General features: G+C 65.2%; 23 protein-coding genes. 20 read left to right on the forward strand and 3 right to left on the reverse strand.

The annotated features are described in order from the left end of the window. The first annotated feature begins 4 nt into the window (after positions 1-4). The 6 genes from H7A85_RS18615 to H7A85_RS18640 all read left to right on the forward strand — a co-directional run bounded on the left by H7A85_RS18615 (position 5) and on the right by H7A85_RS18640 (position 2,594). Positions 5-289: a hypothetical protein gene (locus H7A85_RS18615; protein ID WP_182422019.1), complete on the forward strand. Its 285-nt coding sequence runs from the start codon at positions 5-7 to the stop codon at positions 287-289. Continuing rightward, the gene (locus H7A85_RS18620) at positions 286-885 is read left to right on the forward strand and encodes a hypothetical protein (RefSeq protein ID WP_182422020.1); all 600 of its coding nucleotides are present in this window, start codon (positions 286-288) and stop codon (positions 883-885) included. The genes H7A85_RS18615 and H7A85_RS18620 overlap by 4 nt, the downstream gene beginning before the upstream one ends. Then, positions 885-1,280: a phage tail terminator-like protein gene (locus H7A85_RS18625; RefSeq protein ID WP_182422021.1), complete on the forward strand. Its 396-nt coding sequence runs from the start codon at positions 885-887 to the stop codon at positions 1,278-1,280. Before H7A85_RS18620 ends, H7A85_RS18625 begins: the two co-directional genes overlap by 1 nt. A gap of 9 nt (positions 1,281-1,289) precedes the next feature. Continuing rightward, positions 1,290-1,571 (forward strand): hypothetical protein, encoded by a 282-nt coding sequence (locus tag H7A85_RS18630; RefSeq protein WP_182422022.1) that lies wholly within the window; start codon positions 1,290-1,292, stop codon positions 1,569-1,571. Positions 1,572-1,664: 93 nt separating this feature from the next. After that, the gene (locus tag H7A85_RS18635; RefSeq protein WP_182422023.1) at positions 1,665-2,126 is read left to right on the forward strand and encodes a hypothetical protein; all 462 of its coding nucleotides are present in this window, start codon (positions 1,665-1,667) and stop codon (positions 2,124-2,126) included. Positions 2,127-2,300: 174 nt separating this feature from the next. After that, a complete protein-coding gene (locus tag H7A85_RS18640) occupies positions 2,301-2,594 on the forward strand; it encodes a hypothetical protein (RefSeq protein WP_182422024.1) in 294 nt (97 codons plus the stop codon). 103 nt (positions 2,595-2,697) lie between these two features. On the opposite strand, the gene H7A85_RS18645 is transcribed toward H7A85_RS18640, so the two are convergent. Beyond that, complete coding sequence (locus tag H7A85_RS18645; protein ID WP_182422025.1) at positions 2,698-2,919, reverse strand: hypothetical protein; 222 nt, start codon at positions 2,917-2,919, stop codon at positions 2,698-2,700. Positions 2,920-3,268: 349 nt separating this feature from the next. Between H7A85_RS18645 and H7A85_RS18650 the strand changes: the two genes are divergently transcribed. The 14 genes from H7A85_RS18650 (at position 3,269) to H7A85_RS18715 (ending at position 18,046) form a co-directional block, all read left to right on the forward strand. Next, positions 3,269-4,411, forward strand: a complete 1,143-nt coding sequence (locus H7A85_RS18650; protein WP_182422026.1) for a phage tail length tape measure family protein — start codon at positions 3,269-3,271, stop codon at positions 4,409-4,411. After that, positions 4,323-8,123 (forward strand): M15 family metallopeptidase, encoded by a 3,801-nt coding sequence (locus H7A85_RS18655; RefSeq protein WP_182422027.1) that lies wholly within the window; start codon positions 4,323-4,325, stop codon positions 8,121-8,123. The genes H7A85_RS18650 and H7A85_RS18655 overlap by 89 nt, the downstream gene beginning before the upstream one ends. Continuing rightward, complete coding sequence (locus H7A85_RS18660; RefSeq protein WP_182422028.1) at positions 8,120-9,658, forward strand: hypothetical protein; 1,539 nt, start codon at positions 8,120-8,122, stop codon at positions 9,656-9,658. Before H7A85_RS18655 ends, H7A85_RS18660 begins: the two co-directional genes overlap by 4 nt. Continuing rightward, entirely contained in the window at positions 9,655-10,545 is an 891-nt protein-coding gene (locus tag H7A85_RS18665) for a hypothetical protein (protein ID WP_182422029.1), read from the forward strand. Before H7A85_RS18660 ends, H7A85_RS18665 begins: the two co-directional genes overlap by 4 nt. Further along, positions 10,542-10,985: a hypothetical protein gene (locus tag H7A85_RS18670; RefSeq protein ID WP_182422049.1), complete on the forward strand. Its 444-nt coding sequence runs from the start codon at positions 10,542-10,544 to the stop codon at positions 10,983-10,985. Before H7A85_RS18665 ends, H7A85_RS18670 begins: the two co-directional genes overlap by 4 nt. Positions 10,986-10,988: 3 nt before the next feature. Then, positions 10,989-11,312 (forward strand): hypothetical protein, encoded by a 324-nt coding sequence (locus tag H7A85_RS18675; RefSeq protein ID WP_182422030.1) that lies wholly within the window; start codon positions 10,989-10,991, stop codon positions 11,310-11,312. After that, positions 11,312-12,034, forward strand: coding sequence for a hypothetical protein (locus tag H7A85_RS18680; RefSeq protein WP_182422031.1), 723 nt, complete (start codon positions 11,312-11,314; stop codon positions 12,032-12,034). Before H7A85_RS18675 ends, H7A85_RS18680 begins: the two co-directional genes overlap by 1 nt. Beyond that, positions 12,031-12,633 carry a DUF4376 domain-containing protein gene (locus H7A85_RS18685; protein ID WP_182422032.1) on the forward strand — a complete coding sequence of 201 codons (603 nt, stop codon included), beginning with the start codon at positions 12,031-12,033 and terminating at the stop codon, positions 12,631-12,633. The genes H7A85_RS18680 and H7A85_RS18685 overlap by 4 nt, the downstream gene beginning before the upstream one ends. Before the next feature lie 20 nt (positions 12,634-12,653). After that, on the forward strand, positions 12,654-12,899 hold the full coding sequence (locus H7A85_RS18690; RefSeq protein ID WP_182422033.1) for a hypothetical protein: 246 nt from the start codon (positions 12,654-12,656) through the stop codon (positions 12,897-12,899). Between the two features lie 52 nt (positions 12,900-12,951). Further along, entirely contained in the window at positions 12,952-14,934 is a 1,983-nt protein-coding gene (locus H7A85_RS18695) for a hypothetical protein (RefSeq protein WP_182422034.1), read from the forward strand. A 199-nt stretch (positions 14,935-15,133) separates the two neighbouring features. Continuing rightward, complete coding sequence (locus H7A85_RS18700) at positions 15,134-15,466, forward strand: hypothetical protein (RefSeq protein WP_182422035.1); 333 nt, start codon at positions 15,134-15,136, stop codon at positions 15,464-15,466. A 548-nt stretch (positions 15,467-16,014) separates the two neighbouring features. After that, the gene (locus H7A85_RS18705; protein WP_182422036.1) at positions 16,015-17,112 is read left to right on the forward strand and encodes an N-acetylmuramidase domain-containing protein; all 1,098 of its coding nucleotides are present in this window, start codon (positions 16,015-16,017) and stop codon (positions 17,110-17,112) included. Positions 17,113-17,141: 29 nt separating this feature from the next. Continuing rightward, positions 17,142-17,528, forward strand: coding sequence for a hypothetical protein (locus H7A85_RS18710; protein WP_182422037.1), 387 nt, complete (start codon positions 17,142-17,144; stop codon positions 17,526-17,528). Continuing rightward, on the forward strand, positions 17,525-18,046 hold the full coding sequence (locus H7A85_RS18715) for a hypothetical protein (RefSeq protein ID WP_182422038.1): 522 nt from the start codon (positions 17,525-17,527) through the stop codon (positions 18,044-18,046). Before H7A85_RS18710 ends, H7A85_RS18715 begins: the two co-directional genes overlap by 4 nt. Before the next feature lie 734 nt (positions 18,047-18,780). On the opposite strand, the gene H7A85_RS18725 is transcribed toward H7A85_RS18715, so the two are convergent. Together H7A85_RS18725 and H7A85_RS18730 are read right to left on the reverse strand one after the other, a co-directional pair. Further along, a complete protein-coding gene (locus tag H7A85_RS18725) occupies positions 18,781-19,245 on the reverse strand; it encodes a hypothetical protein (RefSeq protein WP_182422040.1) in 465 nt (154 codons plus the stop codon). Further along, positions 19,242-19,466 carry a hypothetical protein gene (locus H7A85_RS18730; protein WP_182422041.1) on the reverse strand — a complete coding sequence of 75 codons (225 nt, stop codon included), beginning with the start codon at positions 19,464-19,466 and terminating at the stop codon, positions 19,242-19,244. The genes H7A85_RS18725 and H7A85_RS18730 overlap by 4 nt, the downstream gene beginning before the upstream one ends. Between the last annotated feature and the right edge of the window lie 423 nt (positions 19,467-19,889).

A 19,889-nucleotide genomic window follows, 5' to 3' on the forward strand; every position in this document is an offset into this window, starting at 1 on the left:
CCGCGTGACGCTGGAGCGTTCCGTTCCGAACGGGGACCCTGTTCGGGTGGAGAATGTGCGCGCGCGCATTCGCGGGGCAACGGCGGACGAAGTAGCGGGCGGGATCAAGGAATCGGAGCGTCGGGTTCTGATCCTCGCCGAGGATGTCCCGGAGACATTTCGGCCGCTCCGCGAAGGCGATCGGGTGTTGGTCGATCAGCTTCGACTTCGGTTTTCGTCGCTGCCGGACGATCAGTCCCATCGGGATGGCGATCTTCTTCTGGCCTATGATGGGTTCGCCGCGTCGTGAAGCTGGAAGCGCTCGATCGTCAGATCCAGGTCTTCGTCTCGGACCTGAAATCGCCGAAAGCCCGCTCGGCTCGGCTCGCCCAGGTCGCAGAAGACGGGATCGCCGAGATCCAGAAGTCCAACGCGGCAGCGACAGGGCGGCCTCAGTTGGCGCCGAAAGTCACGGTCGACGGTCGCGCCCATGCGGCGCTTGCCAGCGTGAAACCCGATGGCGTGATCGTCGCCGAGTTCGATCAGGTGCGAACCGTGCTCGACTGGATCGGCAAGGCGCTGGTGCAGGAATCGCCGGTGCTCACCGGGAAATATCAACGTAGCCATGTGCTGCTGGTCGACGGTGTCGAGCACGATCCAACCTCGCCCGCAATTCCGTCTGCCGAACTCTACCGGTTCGTGAACCGTCAGCCGTATTCGGCCAAGATCGAGCGCGATGGGGTTTTGGCCGGGCAGAGTCCGCAATCGGCGGATGGTGTCTACATGGTCGTCGCCGCGGTCGCGGGCCGGGTGTTCTCGGAGGTCGCCCAGATCTCCTATTCGACGAAGTATTTCGACGAGGCGACCCGTCTCATGCACCCATCCATCGTGGTGAGGCCCTACTGATGGCCGCTCTCACCGTTGTGCAGATCGTCGAGGCGCGCTTGCGTGCGGGTTTCGATCGGTGCCCAATCTATGTCGAGAACAGCACGTTGGGAACGCCGAGCGGTGGCGGTCCTTGGATCCTTGTCGATTTCCCATGGTCGCGCTCCGAGTGGGTGAGCGCGGACGAGTTCTGGGAAGATGGGGGCTTTCGCGTGCTGCTCGCAATCGAAGCCGGCGCCGGGGCTCACGATGGCCGCGCCTGGCTCGACGAAATCGCCTCACTGTTCCGGGGTGTCGAAGTTGGTGGGGTGCAGTTCTTCGCACCGCAGTCCGCATCCACCGGCGATCAAAGCGATCGGGGCGTGCATTTCCGCCTCGCCCTGACCGTTCCCTACCAGTTCATCATCGAAGGATAGGAGGCCATCATGGTCCATGTCGCCAACACCTCGCACGTCGTCCAGCGTTTGAACGACAGGGCGGGCAAGCTGCACGAGCTGGAGCCCGGCGAGCACGCCAACATCGACATCGATAAGGACGATCCGCACGTCGCGGCCAAGGTCAACGCGCTGCTGATCACCGTCGGGGGCACCGAGAAGCAGGCTGAAGCTGCTGCAGCTGGCGGCGTGGTCGTTGTGCCGCCTGAGCCGAAGACTGCCGCGGCCGCCAAGGGCAAGGCTGCGACTGCGGACGAGAAGTCCGCCGAATAGCGGCCCGCCGCTTCCTTCCTCGCAATCCCGCGAGACACCATGGCCGCCTTCGGGGCGGCCTTTTCTTTGCGCCATCCACGAAAGGACAAGGCCATGGCTCGTAATCCCCTGCCGGTCGCGCGTACGCGCATTTCCATCGGCGGTGCCACCGGTGTTTACACGCAGGCCGCGCTGGCGGCCGACACCTACAAGAAGATCGGCGGCGTGCGGTCGGTGCCTGGCACCGGCGACCAGTACCAGGACATCACCGTCGAAGAGGTCGAGGACGCCCGTTCCCGGCACGCCAAGGGCACGGCCAACGCGCAGGCGATGGACATCGTGTGTTCGCGGCGGGCCGACGACGAAGGGCAGATCGCCTGCGCGGCCGCTGCCGACAGTCTCGCCTCGTTCAACTTCAAGATCGAGGAGCCGAACGCCGACGGCACGTTCTCGACCACCTACATTTCGGCGCTCGTCATGGGCAAGCCGCGCGGACGCGGTGGCCCGAACGACACGCAGACGGTGACCTTCACCATCCAGCCGAACGAGGCGCCGATCGAGGTCGTGACGCCCTAACCGCCTCTCTCGCGAGAGACGGGCGGGCGGTGTCATCGGGGCGCTGTCCGCCCAATCCCCGAACCCCGATATCCAAATCCGAACCCGATAGGAGCCCCCCCGATGGGCAAGCAGACCCTTTCCGCCAACGTGACGATCACGCTCGGCGACGACGAACACGAACTGAAGGCGTCCATGAAGGCCGCGACCGCCGTCTCGAACCGCTTCGGCGGCTTCGCGAACGCACTGTCGGCTGTGGCGGCTTCTGATCTTTCCGCGATCCAGTTCATCGTCCGCCAAGGCGTTTCACTGCGCGACATTTCGAACAAGGAACTCGAGGAGGAAGTCTACCTCGCCGGTACGCGCAACATCATGGCAGACGTGATGAAGTTCGTTACGCGCTTGGCCAACGGCGGCCGCGACCCCGACCTGGAAGGTGAAGGCGACGACAAGACGGCCGACGAGGGCGCGGAGGGAAACGGCGACTGATCACGCCGGAAGAAGCGCTGGAAAGCACCTACCGGGCGGCGGTCATTGCGCTGCCCGGTTGGACGGACGAGGCGATCGTCGAGTGCGACCTCGTCCGGCTTCATCAGGCGATCACGGCGGCGAACGAGCGAATCGCGGCGGACTGGCGCCAGCGGGCGCGCCTGGCCGGCCACGATGTGCCCGAGCCGGAAGACGAGCGCGAGCCGCAATCGGACGAAGAGTTCAACGCGCAGTTCCGGTTGTCGCTGGCGCGCTGGAAGCGGTCGGCGTCGGTCAGCCGCACCGAGTGAGTTCGAACGTGTCGCCGGAAATCGGGGAATGCCATGTAAGCGTTCTCCGTTTGACGTCGAATAGCGCAACTCGGTAGCCGTCTGAAAACGAAAGCAGGAAGTTCGCCCCGTCCCGCTCTACCGATCGAACCTTGATCGGCTTCCCAAGCGGGGGAACGTACTGCGATCCCGTGAAGCGGAACGGTTCGCGGCATGTTGCCGGGCCGCCAGCCCAGTTGCCATGGAACGGAAGCTTCTCCGCTCCAGTGGTTTGCATCCCGCTCGCGAGCAGCGCGAGCAGCCCGCTTGCGGTCAGTTTCCAAGCTCTGAGACCCAAGACCGCATCCTCCCTGCATCGATCATGTCGCCAGCCTACTCCAGTAGGCGGTCACTCGTGGATATGTCATGGCCAATCGGACCGTAACAACTGCGACTTTCCGAGCTGAAGAGCAGGGGGTCTCGCAGACCGCTGCCGCGCTCGGCAAACTGCAGGGCGCGGCTGGTGGTGCGGCCCGTGGCGTAGAAAATTTCACCCGCAGCACCGATTCATCCGCGAAGAAGATCGGCACGGTCGAGCGTGAGGTCGATCGGCTGCAGCGCCAACTGGCCGGCGCTCCGGCAGCCTGGACGGCGTATGAGCGCGGCGTGCGCGCTGCGACCACCGGTCTCGACGCCGGCAAGCTTACCGTGGAGCAATACCAGCGCTCGATCCAAGGTTTGCAGCAGCAGCTGCAGCGGGTGGTCGCGCCGCAACTGAAGATGGACGTCGATGCGTCCGGTCTGACGTCGATCCTCGGGAACACCGCGAAGGTCTCGGCCGCGCAGCGCGAGGCGGCCAAGGAAGCGCTTCGCAATGCGCAGGCGCAGCAATCCGCCATCAAGGATCAAGCGGAAGCTCAAGCGCAGCTGGCGGTCGCCGCCGCGAAGCTCAAGGCCGAACTCGACCCCCTCTCCGCGGCACAGACGAAGCTCAACTCGGAGCTTGCGCAGTACGACAAGTTGCTCATCGCCGGGACGATCGATGCCGAGGAGATGTCGAAGGCCACCGCGCTCGCCAATCAGCGCTTCAAGGAAACCGCCGACAAGCTCAAGCCCGCAAATGACAACCTGAAACTGTCGTCGCATCAGGTGACCAACCTCGGCTACCAGCTGAACGACATCGGAACGATGCTCGCCATGGGGGCGAACCCGTTCCAGATCATCGCCTCTCAGGCGGGTCAAGTCGTCCAAGCGCTGGGCGACCATCCGAAGGGCGTTCGCGGTTCGCTGAAGGCTATCGGAACGTCGGCCTTGGAGATGGGCGCCGCTGCCGTGCGCGCGCTTGGGCCTGTCGGGACGGTGCTGGCTGGGCTGGGGGTGGCTGCCACCGCCTATGCCATGACGCTCGGCGAGAAGATCCCGACGGCCACCGAAGCCCTGGACAAGCAGGCGAAGGCCCTCAAGGCGCTCGAGGACCGCTATGGCTCGTTCGGCGGAGATCGCCGAGCTGGAGCGGACGAACGGTGCGGCCACCGCGATCGCCGCCACCCGTCAGCGTATCGAAGCTGAGGTGCAGGCTGCCACCATCGAGACGACACGCGCCGAGACCGCGCGGCGTGCCGGCTATGAACTCGATCTGAAGGCGGTCACCGACATCACAGCCGCGCAGAAGGCGGCGACCGCTGGTCAGCGCGCCTACAACGACGCGATCGCGGCCGGGCAGTTGGAGAGCGACGCGCGGGCGCGCCAGGCAGAGGCAAGCGCATTGTCGCTGGCGCAGGCTCGCCAGCAACTGTCCGAAGCCGGGCGCCAGCAGACGCTGGCGACCGAGCGGCAGATCGCCCAGGCTCAGCTGGAATACGACCTCGTCGGCAAGTCTGCCGGCGAGGTGGCCCGGCTGCGCACCGAGTTCGATCTTCTGGCGCAGGCGAAGGACGCCGCGCGCTCGGCCGGGTTCGACGAAGCGCAGGTCCATCTAACGGATGAGATGCGCCGCCAGGCCGCCGAGGTGGGGCGCCTCACGGATGCGACGCAGCGCCTGAACTTCGAACGCGACCTCCTGTTCGACCGTCAACAGGCCACCCGCTCGCCCGAAGATCAGCGCATCGCCGAACAGCTGCGTTCGATCGGCGTGGAGTTCGACAGCGTCCAAGGGCGCGCCGATGCCGCGCAGCTGCGTTTAAACGAGCGCCTGCATCAAACCAACGACGCCTTCTACGAAATGCGGGACGCCGGTAAGGAGGCGTTCCTCGACCTGATCGAATCCATCGGATCGGGCGACGATGCCCTGAAGACGATCACGCAGACGCTGGCCGGTTTTGGTCGGCAGTTCGCATCGGTCGGTCTCGACAAGATCATGGATACCGTCTTCGGCAAGGGAGGATCGGCATCCACGTCCGGCGGCGGCGTGCTGGCAGCCTTGTCAGGTCTCACCGGTGGAGCGTCGCGGGGCGGGGGCACCTCGACCGTATCGATGGCGCCTCTGAATGTGCCGGTCCCCACGCCGGCAGCGCGCGCAACGACAGCGGCGCTGGTGCAGACCGTCACGCAAAACGTATCCAGCAACCTCCTGACGTCGATGCTGGGAGCGGGCAAGAACCGCTCGCACATCACCGGAATGAACAAGGAGTTCGCGTCCGCGCTAACGAACATGTTCGAGGCGGCGCCTCAGGCGGTCAAAGCGTCGCTCACGATCAATTCCGGATTCCGATCGGTCGCCCGTCAGGCCGAGTTGTTCGACGCCGCGCTAAAGAAGTACGGTTCGGTTTCGGCTGCCAGAAAGTGGGTGGCTCCCCCAGGTAATTCTCAGCACAACCACGGCAATGCCGCCGATCTCGGATACGGATCCGTATCGGCTCGGGAGTGGGTTCATAACAACGCCGGGAAATATGGTCTGGCGTTCCCCCTTTCGAATGAGAACTGGCATATCGAGCTCGCCAGCGCGCGAGGTGGTGGCTCCGCTCGCTCCGTTGCGACGGAACAGAAGACGCTGGCGAAGGGCGTCAGCCAAGGCCTCGAAGACTACCAGCGGAAGATCGGCACGCCCGAAAGCTATTCGGCAGGCCGCTTCGACGCGAGCGCACCCTCCGGCGGCACCACCATCGGCAGCAAGCTCCAGAACCTCCTGAAGTCCCCGTTCGGCCAAGGCGCCATGAACGCGCTTGGGGCCTTCGGCGCGGGCGTGTCGGGCGGTCCCTTGTCCGGGGCTTTGACGGGCGGCCTTGGTGCGATCGGCATGGGCCTCGGCCCGCTCGGGATCGCGGCCGGCGTCGCGGGCGGCGTTCTCGGCGGTCTCGCCAAGAACCTGTTCAACAAGAAAGAGCGCGAGGCCAAGCACCGCGAGCAGGCAGCCGCGTGGGACGCGATGCAGGGCGACTACCTCGCCTGGCAGAAGCAATCCAAGACGAGCATGCCGACGTCGGGCCTGTCGGACTATTTCGCGACCGACATCGCGAACTTCGACAAGTTCCGCGAGGCCGGCGGCGCGGCCTGGAAGTATGGCAAGAATAATTCGAGCCAGTCGTTCATCGACGTGGGCACGGCCATGTTCGGCCAGCACCATCGGATCCGCGACGCCTTCCGCGAGACGATCGATCCCACGATCGAGATGCTGAAGAAGGGTCTCGGCATCGACAGCCCGCTCGCGGACGGTCGGAACCAGATCTACAAGCTCGGCCAGCAGCTGCTGCAGGTCATCGACGACACCACCGAGGCGCTGAGCTACCGGCCTGACGAGCAGGGGCGCCGCGTCAAGGAAGTGACGGACGCCGCGATCGAGCAGGTCCTCAAATCGATGGACGTGGTCGAGCCGATGTCGGACGTCGCCACCGAGCTCCAGCGGCTCGACGGTGGCTTCCTCGGCGCGAAGAAGGTCTTGATGGATCTCGGCCTGACGGCCGACGATGCGGCGGCCCGGCTCGAAGGCAAGCTGCCGGCGGCGATCAAGGCGCTCGGCGAGAGCTGGGAGCAGGACTTCCAGAGCCGCATCAACGAGCTGTCGAACGTCGGCTACCTCAACGACGTGACGAGCCTCTTGAAGGAGCGCGACACCGGCCTGTCGGATGCCGCGCTTCTCGGCAAAGATCCGGCCGTCGTGACGAAGTGGTTCACGCTGGCGGCGCAGAGCATTGTCGACGGGTCCGAACTCACCGGCGATGCCTTTGCCGAGCTGGTGAAGGCCTTCCCGCAGCTGACGGGCGTCGTTCACGCCTTCACCGGCGCGACGAAGACGGCGACGCAGATCGCGGAGGAAGCCCAGCAGGCGGCCCTGTCCGCGTTCGAGGCTTCGAAGGCGCAGCTGCAGACCGTCTATCAGACGATGCTGAGCTACCGGGACGGGATCGCCTCGTTCCGCGACAAGCTGCAGCTGGGCGACACCGCGACGCTGAGCCAGGCCGACCAGGTGGCCGAGGCGCAGCGGATCTACAACGAGACGCTGGCCAAGGCGAACGCGGGCGACAAGGAGGCGATGTCCTCGCTGACGGGCGCGGCCGGCGACCTCCTGTCGAAGGCCAAGGACTACTTCAAGACGAGCCCCGAATACGTCGCCATCTTCAACAGCGTCAGCGCGTCGCTGAAGGCGGCCGAGGGCAAGGCGACGAGCCAGCTGACGACGATGGAGAAGCAGGCGGCCTTCCTGAAGGATATCGCCGGGTCGAACCTCAACATCGAGAAGGCGCTATCGGACTTCCTGAAGAGTCAGAAGGCGGTCAACGACAATCGCAACTGGGGCCTCAACCCCGAGCGCAACAAGGCGATGGTGAAGGCGGCTTCGGCCGCCGGCTACGACTACACCGGCGCCTTCGGCTCGGGCGGGTGGAACTCCTGGATTGCGTCGATGAAGCCGTCGGATCAGGCGATCCTGCGCGCGATCGAGCAGCGCTATGCCGGTATGAACTACGACACCGGCGGCTACACCGGGGCGGGCGGGCGCAAGGAAGTCGCTGGCGTCGTCCACCGCGGCGAGGTCGTCTGGAACCAGGACGACGTCGCGCGCGGCGGCGGCGTGGCTCGCGTCGATGCCATGCGGCTTGGCCTCGTGCGCGATCCCTATCCTCAGACGGCCGTGATCAGCCGTCAGGCGGCCAATCTCGACCGGCCGGACGCCTTCGCTTCGCGCGGCGACGTGCGCGATCTCGCTGCCCGGCTGGACCGCATCGCGGACATCCTCGGCGACGGGTTCGGCGGGACGATCGAGGCGACCAACCGCGTGTCGTCGGCCGCGCAGCAGTCCGCCTACGCCTCGCGGCGCGCGGCGATCAAATCCGGGAAGGCCGCATGATCATTCTGGTGGAAATCGACGCCGTTCACGAGATGACGGGCGAGGCGGTGACGCTGCGCTTCGGCTCGCGGCCCTACACGACGAAGCCCGGCGACGATCCGTCGAACGCCGTGTTCCGCTCGCGCCTGAAGGACCCGGGGAACTACGAGCGCCACCTGTTCGGCGAGGGCCGCACCTACGGCACCAGCGAGGTCGGCGTTGGCGAGGTGGTCCTCAACAACGCCGACGGCAAGCTCGACCTGTTCGATGATCTGGCGCTCGACGGGCGGGCGATCCGCATCTGGTCGGTGAAGCGGGTGAACAGCCCGTGGGCGTCGCGCGAGACGGTTCTCGTCGGCACGATGGATCAGGCGAGCTTCACCGGCCGCGAGGTGCAGATCCGGTTGATGGACCGGCTGGAACTCCTGCGCGAGGCGATCCAGCCGGACGCCTATCTCGGCACGACGACGGCGGGCTCGGCAACGGTCGCCGAGGGCAACACCGACCTGAAGGACGTCAAGAAGCCGATGCTGTTCGGCCGGGCGCTGGCCATCGCGCCCGTCATGGTCGACCAGTTCAACAACGTCTACCAGGTCGCCTCGAACGCGTTGGCGGTGATCGAGAACGCGCGCGACAGCGGCGTGAAGCTCGAACCGACGCAGGACTATCCTGATCTCGCTGCGCTGAAGGCCGCGTCGATGGTCGGCGGCCAGTATGCCACCTGCCTGACGTCCGGCCTCGTGCGCACGTACCTTCGCCCTGACGGCACGCTGACGGTGGATGCGGCCGAGGGTGCGACCTTGGCAGATCGCTCGGCCGCGCGGATTGCACAGCGTATGCTGGGCTCGCGCGTGCCGATCAACGCCGCGGACTTCGATGCGCTCCACGCGGGCAACCCGGCCGAGTGCGGATTGTGGATCGGGCAGGGGGAGACGCTGATCCTCTCGGCCGTCTCCAGCGTGCTTGGCTCGATCGGCGCCTGGCTCCTGCCCGACCGCTTCGGCATCTTCCGCACCGGGCGGCTCGAACTGCCGGCGGGGGCGCCCGTCACGCTCCTGTCACGCAACCGTATCATCGACCGGGGCGAGGGGTTCGCGCGCCTGCCGACGGACGATCCCGGCGAGGGCATGCCGGCCAAGAACCTGACGGTGCGGTTCGGGCGCGCCTATACGACGTTCACCGAAGCCGACCTGAAGGAGGTCGCCGCTGACGACGCCTTCCGCACCTTCGCCAAGGAGGAATGGCGGCAGGTGAAGGTCGAGGCGCCGGAGACGGCCGAGCGCCACCCGCGCGCGATCGAGATGATCTTCGACAGCTGCCTCGTCCAGGAGGCCGACGCGCGGGCCGAGGCGGAGCGGCTCCTCGTCATCTACCGCGCGCCGCGCCGCCGCTTTCAGATCGTTCAGGCGAGCCCGACGGTGGCCCATGTCGAGCCGGGGGACTGCGCCACGCTGCAAATGAACCGCTACGGGCTGGACGCCGGGCGCCTCGTGCGCGTGCTCGGCATCGCTCCGACCTACGGCACCAACCTCACCACGCTGGACGTCTGGGCATGAACGATCCGCGCATCCTCAAGCTGTTCTACGACAACAAGTCGGACGCGCCCTTTCCCGGCCGGTTCGGGCAAATCCCCGGCGCCACCTTGTCGGGCGGCAACTGGGTGATCCCGCTCGCCAACCTGCAGGATCCGGAACTCGGACTGATCGCGCGCTCAGCATCAGCCAGCGCAGCCGACGCGCGCTTCACGATCGCCTTCTCGACGCTGGCGAAGCTTTCCGCCTTCTTCCTGTGCAACACGAACCTTGGCATTTCCGCGCAGATCGAGCTTGTCGGCTACTACGATACGGCCCGCACGCAGATCGCCTTCCAGACGACTTTCGACGCCTATCCGGGGATCGGGTTCACCGAGGAACTCGAATGGGAGGACGAGAACTCCTGGGACGGCAAACCGCTGTCGAAGGATCTCGAGGGGCTGACGCAGAACGCCTTCACCGTGTTCGACGACGACGTGCGCATTCTGGCGTTGGACGTTCGGATCCTCGATCCGAACAACGCCGACGGCTTCATCGACCTCGGCCGGCTGTTGTGCATGTCGGGCTGGCAGCCGACGCGTAACCCCCTGCTGGGCAGCGGGCTTGGCATCGAGACCGACACGGCGGCCGAGAAGTCGATGTCGGGCGCCGAAAGCTTCGACCACCGCGAGCCCTTCCGGGTCTACACGCTGAACTACGGCTACCTGCCCGAGCAGGAAGCGCTGGATCGCGGCCTCGAGATGGCGCGCCGCATCGGCATCGACGGCGAGGTGTTCGTCGTCAGCGACTACCGCTCGGTGAACCTGCATCGCCTCAGCTTCCTCGCTCGGCTGCGTCAGCCGCCGGTCTGGGAACGCTCTGCGCCGCGCCTTGCCAATATTCAGTTCCAGTTGAAGGAGCGTCTTCCATGAGCCTCACACCGGCGCAGGGCGTAGCTGCCGAAGAGCTCGACCAGGTCAACGACGGCCCCTATGACGCCGCGAACAATCCCTACGGCCTTGCCCGAGGCGGCAACAGCAAGGGCGTTTTCGTCGGCTCCTTGCGCAATTTCGTCACGCTGGTGCGTGCAGTCGTGGGTCTGGCGGACGCTGCCGCATCGGACGCCTCTGGCGCAAGTAGTAGCGCGGCTGCCGCTGGCGCCAGTGCCGTGGCCGCAGCCGCCAGCGCCGATCGCGCGGCGATGTGGGACCCGACGAACTACGCGACCAAGGCGTCTCCGACCTTCACGGGTGACCCGAAGGCGCCGACGCCTGCGCCTGGCGACAGCGACACGTCGATCGCCACCACCGCCTTCGTCCAGGCCGAGACGGTTCGGCTTGCCTACGCCCTCAAGAACCATTTCGGAGGCTGAACCATGGCCGACAACGGCATTCGGGGCGTGGCGCCCATCGTCAAGCTTCTCTCGGCAGCGTTGGAGACCTTCCACACCATTCCGGTCGGGAAGGAGGAAACTCCGACGCTGATCCGCGCCACCAATGTTAGCGCCGCCGATACGACGGTGACCGTCACGGTGGGCGGCGGGCGATTGGCCTTCAACTGGCCGGTGAAGGTCGGTGAGGCGGTGAACATCCTCGGGCCGGACTTCGGCGTTCTGCCGCCTGGCACCGTGTTCCAGGCGCGCGGAGGAACCGTCAATGCGATCGAGATCACCATGTTCCGTTCGCAAAGGGATCTGTGATGCTGAAGCACGGGGCTCGCAGCATCGGAAACGCTCTGCCGGGTGGCGGTCAGGTCAATCTCGCCCCCGCCGTCAGCACATCCTTCGTCGGGGAGGGCAACTACACCTATACCGCGCCGGCTGATGGATATGCGGAAGTCTATGCGTTCGCACCGGGCGGCGGCGGGCGGTACTATGGCGGTGCATCCAACATGGCAAGCGGTGCGGGGGGAGGCGCTGGGCGGTTCGACCCGTTCAAGATCCAGAAGGGTCAGGCGATCTCGATCACCATCGGTGCGGTCGGTGCTGGTGGAACCTCGGCCGCCCCCACGGGTGGCACTGGTGGGAACACCACCGTCCAAAAGCCGGATGGCACCACAGGCGTCGCGACGGGCGGAACGGGCGGGTTCACGAACAGCTCCGGTGTTCTTGCCGGGGGCGTGGGCGGCTCTGCATCTGGTTTCGATCTCAACTCGAATGGGGGCAATGGGGGCGGCGCGGGTACGCGCCCGACAAGCGGGCAGAACAACGGCTCGATCCCTCCGAACTTCGATGGCCGCGGCGGTGGTGTGGGCGGCATCGGAGCCGGGATGCAGTTTCCGTTGCCGACGCACGACGCCTCCAACGCTCGTCCTGGAGCGACGCCCGGCAACGGTGGGAATGGAACAACGACATCCGGGCAAAACGGCGGTATCGGCGGTGCCGGTCAGGTCATGATTGCCTTTTCGGAGATCAAACCATGACCGATCTCTATCGTCACAACGGCGGCGCGCCTGCCGTCCTGCCGGAGCGTGCCTACGACGCCGACAACAACGCCTTCACCCCGCCCTACGTCGACGACGATCTCGCCATGCTCGGCTTCGTCCTCGCCCCGCCCAAGCCGGACGACACGGACGCGCAGACGGCGGAATGGGACGCCGAGAACGAGGCCTGGATCATGGTCGATCGGCCACCGCCGCCTTCGGAGCCAATGCCAACCGCAGCCGACATCGACGCCGAGCGCGATCGCCGGATCGAGGCGGGCTTCACCTTCGCCGGCAAGGCCTTCCAGGCCCGCCCCGCAGATCGGGAGAACATCCTCGGCGCTGCCTCGCTCGCCCACATGGCGATGACGCTGCAGAACAAGAAGCCGGGCGACCTGCGCTGGCACGGCGGCGAGGACGACTTCGTGTGGATCGCGGCCGACAACTCGCTCGTGCCGATGGACGCGCCGACGGTCATGGCCTTCGGGCAGGTGGCGGCGAACCACAAAAGCGCCCACACCTTCGCCGCGCGGGCGCTGAAGGATCTGGACGAGATCCCGGCGGACTTCGCCGACGATCGGCATTGGCCGGACGCGTGAGCGGTCCGCACCCCTAATCCATGATCGATTACCAGTGCACGTACTGGCCTGATGTCTGGTTCGGCATCAGCCTGACGGATTGCTGCGTCACGCACGACCTGTCCCGTCTCGATCTTTCGTCCTCGATCGATCTCGGCGTTTGCGCCTTTCGGGCGCTCGCCACCGTCAACCCCGTCGCGGGCGCTGTCGTCGGCACGCTGATGGCGATCGGAACCGCCGTTTGGTGCGGCATCCGGCACGGCCCTCGCGGCAAGCGCGATCCCTGACCCTTCCCATTCCCGGCGCCCGTGTGGCGCCTTTTTCATGAGGTGAACCCGCATGGTTTCTCCCGCTCGCCTTGCTGCCAACCGGCGCAGTCTCGCCTCGGCCATCGGCGCCGGCATCATCACCCCCGGCGCGGGTGGCGTGTTGAACCTCGCCCGCCATTATCTCGCCGTTCGAGCCGACAGCATGTCCGAACTCGCGCAGTTCAACACCTGGCTCGGCGCCAGCGCCGACATGATCCATGCGTTCGGCGAGAGCAACAACGGCGCGACGACCTGGGCTGAGAACGTCGCCCTGATCCAAAGCCAGATCGCAGGCTTCGTTGCGGGCAGCTACACGGGTCGGGTGGATTGGGCGATCCCGCTTTGCACCACGACGCAATCCGCCGAGGATACCAACGCAGGGCTCTACGACGCGTCGATCCTGCAGATGGCGCGCGACATCGCAGCTTGGGACAAAAGCGACTTCATCGAAACGCGTCCGGGCTGGGAGTTCGCATTTCGGACGGCCTATCCGTGGTCGGCGTCGTCGGGTGCGGATCGTCCGCCCATCATCGCCGCCGCCATGCAGCGCGTGGTCAACCTCTTCCGGTCGGTCAGTCCGCGGTTCCGCTTCGACTGGGTTCTGGCTCCGACGACGACGAGCTACACCGGCGGCGAGTTCGATCCGCGGCCGGTCTGGCCGGGCGATGGGTTCTACACCTCCATCGGCATGGACCCCTACCTCGTCGATACGACGGACATGAGCGGCGGCAAGCCGGCAGCGCGCGCTTTCTACGACAAGCGTGCGGGCACCTATGGCTTCGACTTCGCCTATGCCTTCGCCCGGGCTCGCAACCTGCCGTTCGGCATTCCCGAATTCGGGGTGAACGGCGACTACCCCGAATACATCGAGGGCATCTTCGAGTGGGCGCGCGACCGCGAGGTCACCCATATCGGCTACTGGAACAAGAACAACGCCAACAGCACGCAGTTCAAGTGCCGGCTGTCGGACGGTCAGTACCCGAAGGCGGAGGCCGAGTTCCGGCGCCAAGCGGGTCCGGTCTCGATCATCACCCCGGCCGCGTTCACCGCTCCGACGGGGACGGTGCTCGATCTCGAACTTGAGGCGAGCAAGCGTTGCCAATGGTCGGTGGTCGGCGGGGCGAACGCCAGCCTCTTCGCCATCGTCGGGCGGAACCAGCTCCGCGCGCCTGCGGGCCTCGCGAACGGCGCCTATGTCGTCACGCTGCGAGCGACCGACGAGCGCGGCCTGTATGCCGATCGCACCTTCACCATCACAGTGCAGGCCGGATCGGTTCTTCCGGAAGCGCAGTTCTATGCCGCTCGATGCACGACCGCCCCATCGGCTGGCCTGCTGACCGCCATCAGCAACCTGATCGCGGCTCTCAAGACGGCCGACGTCTGGGCGACGATCGACCTGCTCTATCTGCCCCTGAACGAAACCGCGCAGGCGGCACAACAGAACGTCCGTCGCTCGCGCTGGGCTTTGTCTCCGGTCGGCACGGTCACCTTCACCGCGAAGGGCGGCTACAAGGGCGACGGCTCGACGGGCAAGCTCGTCAGCGGTTTCGTCCCGTCCTTGCCCGGACGGCATTGCAAGCAGGATGACCTCTATATGGGTCTCCACTCGCTGACGAACCTCGCCAACGGCAGCGGCAACGCGATCGAGGCGGGTTCGGACAGCGGCCTGACGATCGGGCGCAACTCTCCGGGGCAGGCCATTGGCCGTCCTGTCCAGGCATCGACGATCACGGCGGGAGGCGTCGGGTCGTTCCCCGGTTTCGTTGCAATGAACCGGAAGGACGCGGCGGGCTGGCAGGGCTTCTCGACCGACGGCAGCGGCAACCGCGTGATGGTGACGGGGTCGGCTGCGAGCGTCCACTTCATCCACGAAGGGTTCTCGCTGTGCGGGACGCTCGTCGGGTGGGGCGTGAATAGCCTTGCGGTCGCCATCCTCGGGTCGAGCAAGACGCAGGCGCAGGACGCGGCGATCAAGAACGCGGTCGCTGCCTACGTCGCGGCGGCTACAGCCTAATCGCCCCCGCCTCGTAATCCGCCGGACTGGCGAGCCCAAGGTGCGCGAGCACGGGCGGGTTGTCTACTCACTCGTCATCGCGCCACCGGCCTGCTTCATCGACCTGTCATTCACGCCGAGGGCTTACCCTTGAACACGAGAGTTGACATGATGATCGAGTGCGGCTTTGTGCATCCCGCTTACAATCTCCGGGGGCTGAATGGCGGAAGCAGAACAAGCAACGGTCGTGGACATCTCTGACGATCGACAGTTCCAGTTACTAGCGTTCCAATCTGGATATGCGTCGTCCGTTAGCGGCAGGTTCTGGGTGTTCCCGGAGCCGGAAGGGGCATTCGTTTCATTCGGATCAACCGGAGCTATTGGTTTTGCGGACGGTCAAATTTCAATCACGCACAATATTCAAGCGGCGGTCCGCATGCACCGGAGCAGCTGGGTTGATTTGATGCGCACATTACAGGAGCAGCTGGTTCTAACGGAAGAGGAGTGGGACTTCGTCCGTATGAACGCTGCGAAGGCAGACGGTGGCCAGTAGCATCCTATTCGCAGGGGGCGGAGGGGTTCGCCGGGGTGAAACCAGACACCATATCTCAGCGGGAGGTACTGGATCGCATCTACAAAATGTCGATGTTTATTCAACGGGCCGCCGAGCGGCGCCCGAGGCAGCTAGCGAGCCAATTATGCGAGAGGGTGAGGATTTGTGGATCGAAAAGGGTGCTGTACCCTTGCTCCTTGGCATTATCGTCGCTCTTCTCGGCTATTTTGGGCTGATGATGCAGGGTGACCTCGACGACGTGATAAGCGCGGAGCGAGCGACGTCGGACGCAGTCAAAGCGCTGCAGGTCGAGTTGGTTCGAGAAGTTGGGTCTACGAACCGTCGCTTGGACGCAATAGCTCTGAAGCTGGATACAGTCGCGTCCTCGTTGCCGACTGATCCCAGATAGACCATTCAATTCCAACCGAACTTCATTAGCCCGCTTGGCTCACCCTGGCGGGCTTTTTCGTGACCAAAGTCACCCCGCCTCAACTGACGCTCATCCCGCCCGGCCTTCGTGCCGGGCTTTTTCGTGCCTGGAGCACCCCATGCTGACCAACGAACAGCGCCGCGAGCTGGGCGAACTCGCGCGCGCCTACAACCTGCCCGAGGCCCACGTCCTCGCCGTCGTCGACGTCGAGAGCAACGGGAAGGTGTTTGCCGACGTGGAAGGTCAGCAACGCCCGCTGATCCTGTTCGAGCCGCATATCTTCTACCGCCGCTTGGCGGGTGCGGAGCGGACGCGCGCCGTCAATCTCGGGCTCGCCTACGCCAAGGGGGGTACCAAGCCCTATCCAGCTTCCCAGGCGGCACGCTGGCGCCAACTGGAGCAGGCCGCGCAGATTAATCGGGAGGCGGCCTACGAGAGCGCGTCCTACGGCGTCGGTCAGGTCATGGGCTTCCATTGGCAGGCGCTCGGTTTCAAGAGCGTCGACGAACTGGTGATGACGGCCCGATCGGGGCTGCGCGGCCAAGCCGACCTCATGCTGCGCTTCATCCGTGTGAACGGGTTGGAGGATCACCTTCGTGCCGGGCGGTGGGCGCCGTTCGCGCGCGGCTACAACGGCAAAGGCTACGCCAAGAACAAGTACGATGCGAAGCTGAAGGCGGCCGCGGCCACCTATGGCGGGGCGGATCAGCCGGCGGCGGGCATGCTGCGGATGGGGTCGAAGGGCGCACGCGTTCGCGAGCTCCAGGCGCTTCTCGTTCGCGCCGGCTACGCGGTGAAGGCGGACGGTGATTTCGGCCCGACCACCGAGCGGGCGCTGAAAGGCTTCCAGGAAGCGCGGGGCCTGACCGCCGACGGCATCTATGGGCCGCAGACCGAGACCGCACTGGCCGCCTACCGGCAAGAGCAGGGCGACAAGCCCGGCGCGCAGAAGGCGCTCGACATCTCGGCGGTGAAGAAGGGCGGCGTCGCGGCGCTCGGATCCGCCATTCTGGCCGAAGCCAGCCCCGAAGTGATCGCGCAGGCGAAGGCCGGGCTGGAGGCCGCGGCCGCGCAGATCACAGGCGCCGGCGTGAAGCTCGTCGTTCTCGACTATCTCGCCACCGGCCTGACGGTTGCCGCCGCGATTGCCGGCGCGGTCGGGGTTGCCGTGGCGATCATTGGGTTCGTTCGGTCGAAGCAGACGGTCGAAGCCTGATCCATTCCGCATAGCATGAGGCCGAGCCGGTGACAGACGACACGACCGCCATACTCCGGCGCCTCGATGCGGTGGAGCGTTCGCAAACCGATCAAGCCAGCTCCATCAGCGCGATCGTCAACGAGTCCAACCGGCTGGAACGGCTGCTGGAAAGCCGCACTCCGTCCGAAGACACGATGAAATGGCTGACGGGGCTGCGAGACCAAGAGGTCGAAACGCTCGAGGCATTGGGGCAGATGGGCGAGGAGCAGCGCGCCCTTCTGTTCGATGCGATCGACCTGACGAAGTCCATCCGCCGAACCGGCCGTGCCGCCAAATGGCTGCTGGTCGGCCTGCTCGGCATCTTCGTCTTCACCAACATGCTGTCGGAACAGATCCTGAAGTTCTGGAACCTCATCCAGGGAGCTCCCCGATGAAGACCTTCTTCGGCGTGTTCACCGCCGCCTTGCTCGGCTGTTCCGTTGCCGTCGTCGGCGTCTGGTCGGGGGATCGTGCATCCCCGACTGAAACCATCTCGACGCGCGTAGAGCCTACGATCATCCCGGCCGGTGGTGCAGGGGAGGTGCAGTACGTCTACCTGCGCTATCGAGCCTGCGATCGACGCGTGAGGGCCAGCGTGATCGACAGCAGCGGCCGCCGGTTCGAGTTCATCACGCAAAGCAGCCCGCCAACCACAGGGCGAGTTCCCGGCAAGACGAACAGCTACGCGCGGCCGTTCCGCGTTTCCAGCGCTGCGCAGCCGGGCCCAGCGGTCTACCATGTCGAGATCGAGGACGCGTGCAACCCGCTGCAGGTGCTTTGGCCGATCCGGCGTACCGTTGAAGTGCCATTCATCATCGGGCCAGTGGAGCCCCAAATCGGCAGGCTCGGCTATCGGGCCGATGCAGGGTTCGCGGGGTGTCTCATGCGCCGATTCGCAGGGCTGGGGCAGTAGGTCCCGTCACTCGTCCCGAATGAAGCATGCGTTCCATGGAGCCCGATGGGCTTGCCCGGTTCGCCGGAGGTATCGCACCCAAGGCTCATCGTCGAAGGATAGATCGACGCTGCCTTTCCGAGGGCAGGCCGTACAGCGGAACCTTGTCGACATTTCGGTTTTCGTCGTCGTTTCAGGCCAAGGGAGAGATGCGAGCTCGATTGCCGATTGATGCCGACAGGCCGGGCAGGTGAGCGTCAGTGTGGCGATCCCCGCAGATCGCAACTCGCCTAGGGTGACCGGGGGCTTGGGTGGTCTCGGATATCTGCGCTGCTGCCCCATGCCTCAAGCGAGGCGAACCAGCTTGTGGGGGATGCTAATTTGAACGCCCTCGAATATGGCGTCAGGCCCATGCCTCGTAGCCCGCCGGTCTTGCTCGAAGTGGATAATGCCCGCATTGTGCGAATAAAGAGCCTTCCAGTTCTGAGCGTTCCCGGTTTCACGAAAGGCAATCTGAGACAGGCTGTCGCCCTTGCGGACTGTGTACAGCTTACCCAATCTTGCAGCAGGCCGACGTAAGGCAGCGGATCGAGCATGTTCGCCAGAGGTCGGGAAGTTCACGGGGCGAAGAAACGCAATTGCGAGGCCAACTAGCGAACCCGAAAGAAGAGCGACAAGGATCATCATTTTAGCTCCATCTGAGGATTGCGCCCCATGTGCCTAGGGAACACATGGGGAACGGGGAGGGCAAGGGGTTAGGCGGGCTTGTCCTGCTTTGCCTTTCGCAAGCGCATTTCGGCGTAGTCGCGGCCGAGCATCGACCCGCAACCATTGGCGAAGTGCTCGGGGAACAAGCCGTTGCTGCAATGCGGACACATCGGCACCATCGTCCGACTGCGCCATGCTTCGTCCATCGCCTTGGCCGCACGGGAGCGAAGCTGAAATGCCTTCGCTTCCTCAACCTGTTTGCGATCTCGCTCCAGCGTCTTCAGTGCGCCAGAATAGTACTCTATCAGCCCAACGAACGCATCGAACGGATCCACATCCCTTTCGCAGTCCTTGCACCAAATGCGGCGTTCGTTCTGATCGTAGACCATCCGGCCATGCCGGCAGGAAGAGACAGGACGACGGGTCAGACCTCTCGACACCCGCAGATCACCGATGTCCACGACCTTCACGCCAGCAAGATACTCCTGCTCTTGGATCGGCTCGTCGGTCATTCACCTTCTTCCTTGCTGGAGGCGGGAGCCTCGGGGGAGAGGAAGGCGAGCATGACGCGGTCGGCAACTCGCTCGCCCGAGAAGACATGCTCGGGGTACTCCCTCCGCATGTTGGCTAAGAACGCTGCCGATCCCTCTGGATACGCATCCGGTTCGCAGTCGTAGAACTCACCCAGCAGGTAGGCGTCAACGATCTGGTCGCGTGTTGGCTTCACCGTCATGGCTTTTCCTCTTGGGAATGAGGGCGGGGGAGAGCGTCCTTCCAATTCGGATCGAAGAACATCGACCGATAGAGATCCGATCGCTGCGGCTCGGGGCAGACCCACCAGCCGAACCGGCTGAGCTTCTTGAACAGCCACCATCGGAACACGCTCATTCCCCGCCTCCGACGAACAGAGACGAGACGAGGGCGGAGGGGGCGGGACGGGGCGCGGTCATGCTGCGATCTTCATGCCCTGACGTACGCGCATGATGGCTCGCCCGAGAGCCTGCGGGATGACCGGCAGGACCGCGTTCCCAAGCGCTACAGTTCGGTCCACCCGATCGGGAACCCCATCAGGAACTCGAATTGCTCGGGCGTAATTGGCAGGCCCCCAAAGGCCTCGACATAGCGCCTGCAACCCGGCCACTTCTGCATCGACGGC

Source organism: Aureimonas sp. ME7 (assembly GCF_903970965.1).
Taxonomy (GTDB): Bacteria; Pseudomonadota; Alphaproteobacteria; order Rhizobiales; family Rhizobiaceae; genus Aureimonas.

What these genes read in the sequence shown, in the direction of transcription:
- H7A85_RS18660 (WP_182422028.1), top strand. Translation starts at nt 8,120, where the DNA reads ATGATCATTCTGGTGGAAATCGACGCCGTTCACGAGATGACGGGCGAG.
- H7A85_RS18725 (WP_182422040.1), bottom strand. Translation starts at nt 19,245, where the DNA reads ATGACCGACGAGCCGATCCAAGAGCAGGAGTATCTTGCTGGCGTGAAG.
- H7A85_RS18695 (WP_182422034.1), top strand. Translation starts at nt 12,952, where the DNA reads ATGGTTTCTCCCGCTCGCCTTGCTGCCAACCGGCGCAGTCTCGCCTCG.
- H7A85_RS18685 (WP_182422032.1), top strand. Translation starts at nt 12,031, where the DNA reads ATGACCGATCTCTATCGTCACAACGGCGGCGCGCCTGCCGTCCTGCCG.
- H7A85_RS18650 (WP_182422026.1), top strand. Translation starts at nt 3,269, where the DNA reads ATGGCCAATCGGACCGTAACAACTGCGACTTTCCGAGCTGAAGAGCAG.
- H7A85_RS18675 (WP_182422030.1), top strand. Translation starts at nt 10,989, where the DNA reads ATGGCCGACAACGGCATTCGGGGCGTGGCGCCCATCGTCAAGCTTCTC.
- H7A85_RS18705 (WP_182422036.1), top strand. Translation starts at nt 16,015, where the DNA reads ATGCTGACCAACGAACAGCGCCGCGAGCTGGGCGAACTCGCGCGCGCC.
- H7A85_RS18665 (WP_182422029.1), top strand. Translation starts at nt 9,655, where the DNA reads ATGAACGATCCGCGCATCCTCAAGCTGTTCTACGACAACAAGTCGGAC.
- H7A85_RS18690 (WP_182422033.1), top strand. Translation starts at nt 12,654, where the DNA reads ATGATCGATTACCAGTGCACGTACTGGCCTGATGTCTGGTTCGGCATC.
- H7A85_RS18645 (WP_182422025.1), bottom strand. Translation starts at nt 2,919, where the DNA reads ATGGCATTCCCCGATTTCCGGCGACACGTTCGAACTCACTCGGTGCGG.
- H7A85_RS18635 (WP_182422023.1), top strand. Translation starts at nt 1,665, where the DNA reads ATGGCTCGTAATCCCCTGCCGGTCGCGCGTACGCGCATTTCCATCGGC.
- H7A85_RS18655 (WP_182422027.1), top strand. Translation starts at nt 4,323, where the DNA reads ATGGCTCGTTCGGCGGAGATCGCCGAGCTGGAGCGGACGAACGGTGCG.
- H7A85_RS18670 (WP_182422049.1), top strand. Translation starts at nt 10,542, where the DNA reads ATGAGCCTCACACCGGCGCAGGGCGTAGCTGCCGAAGAGCTCGACCAG.
- H7A85_RS18730 (WP_182422041.1), bottom strand. Translation starts at nt 19,466, where the DNA reads ATGACGGTGAAGCCAACACGCGACCAGATCGTTGACGCCTACCTGCTG.
- H7A85_RS18700 (WP_182422035.1), top strand. Translation starts at nt 15,134, where the DNA reads ATGGCGGAAGCAGAACAAGCAACGGTCGTGGACATCTCTGACGATCGA.
- H7A85_RS18625 (WP_182422021.1), top strand. Translation starts at nt 885, where the DNA reads ATGGCCGCTCTCACCGTTGTGCAGATCGTCGAGGCGCGCTTGCGTGCG.
- H7A85_RS18630 (WP_182422022.1), top strand. Translation starts at nt 1,290, where the DNA reads ATGGTCCATGTCGCCAACACCTCGCACGTCGTCCAGCGTTTGAACGAC.
- H7A85_RS18680 (WP_182422031.1), top strand. Translation starts at nt 11,312, where the DNA reads ATGCTGAAGCACGGGGCTCGCAGCATCGGAAACGCTCTGCCGGGTGGC.
- H7A85_RS18715 (WP_182422038.1), top strand. Translation starts at nt 17,525, where the DNA reads ATGAAGACCTTCTTCGGCGTGTTCACCGCCGCCTTGCTCGGCTGTTCC.
- H7A85_RS18640 (WP_182422024.1), top strand. Translation starts at nt 2,301, where the DNA reads ATGAAGGCCGCGACCGCCGTCTCGAACCGCTTCGGCGGCTTCGCGAAC.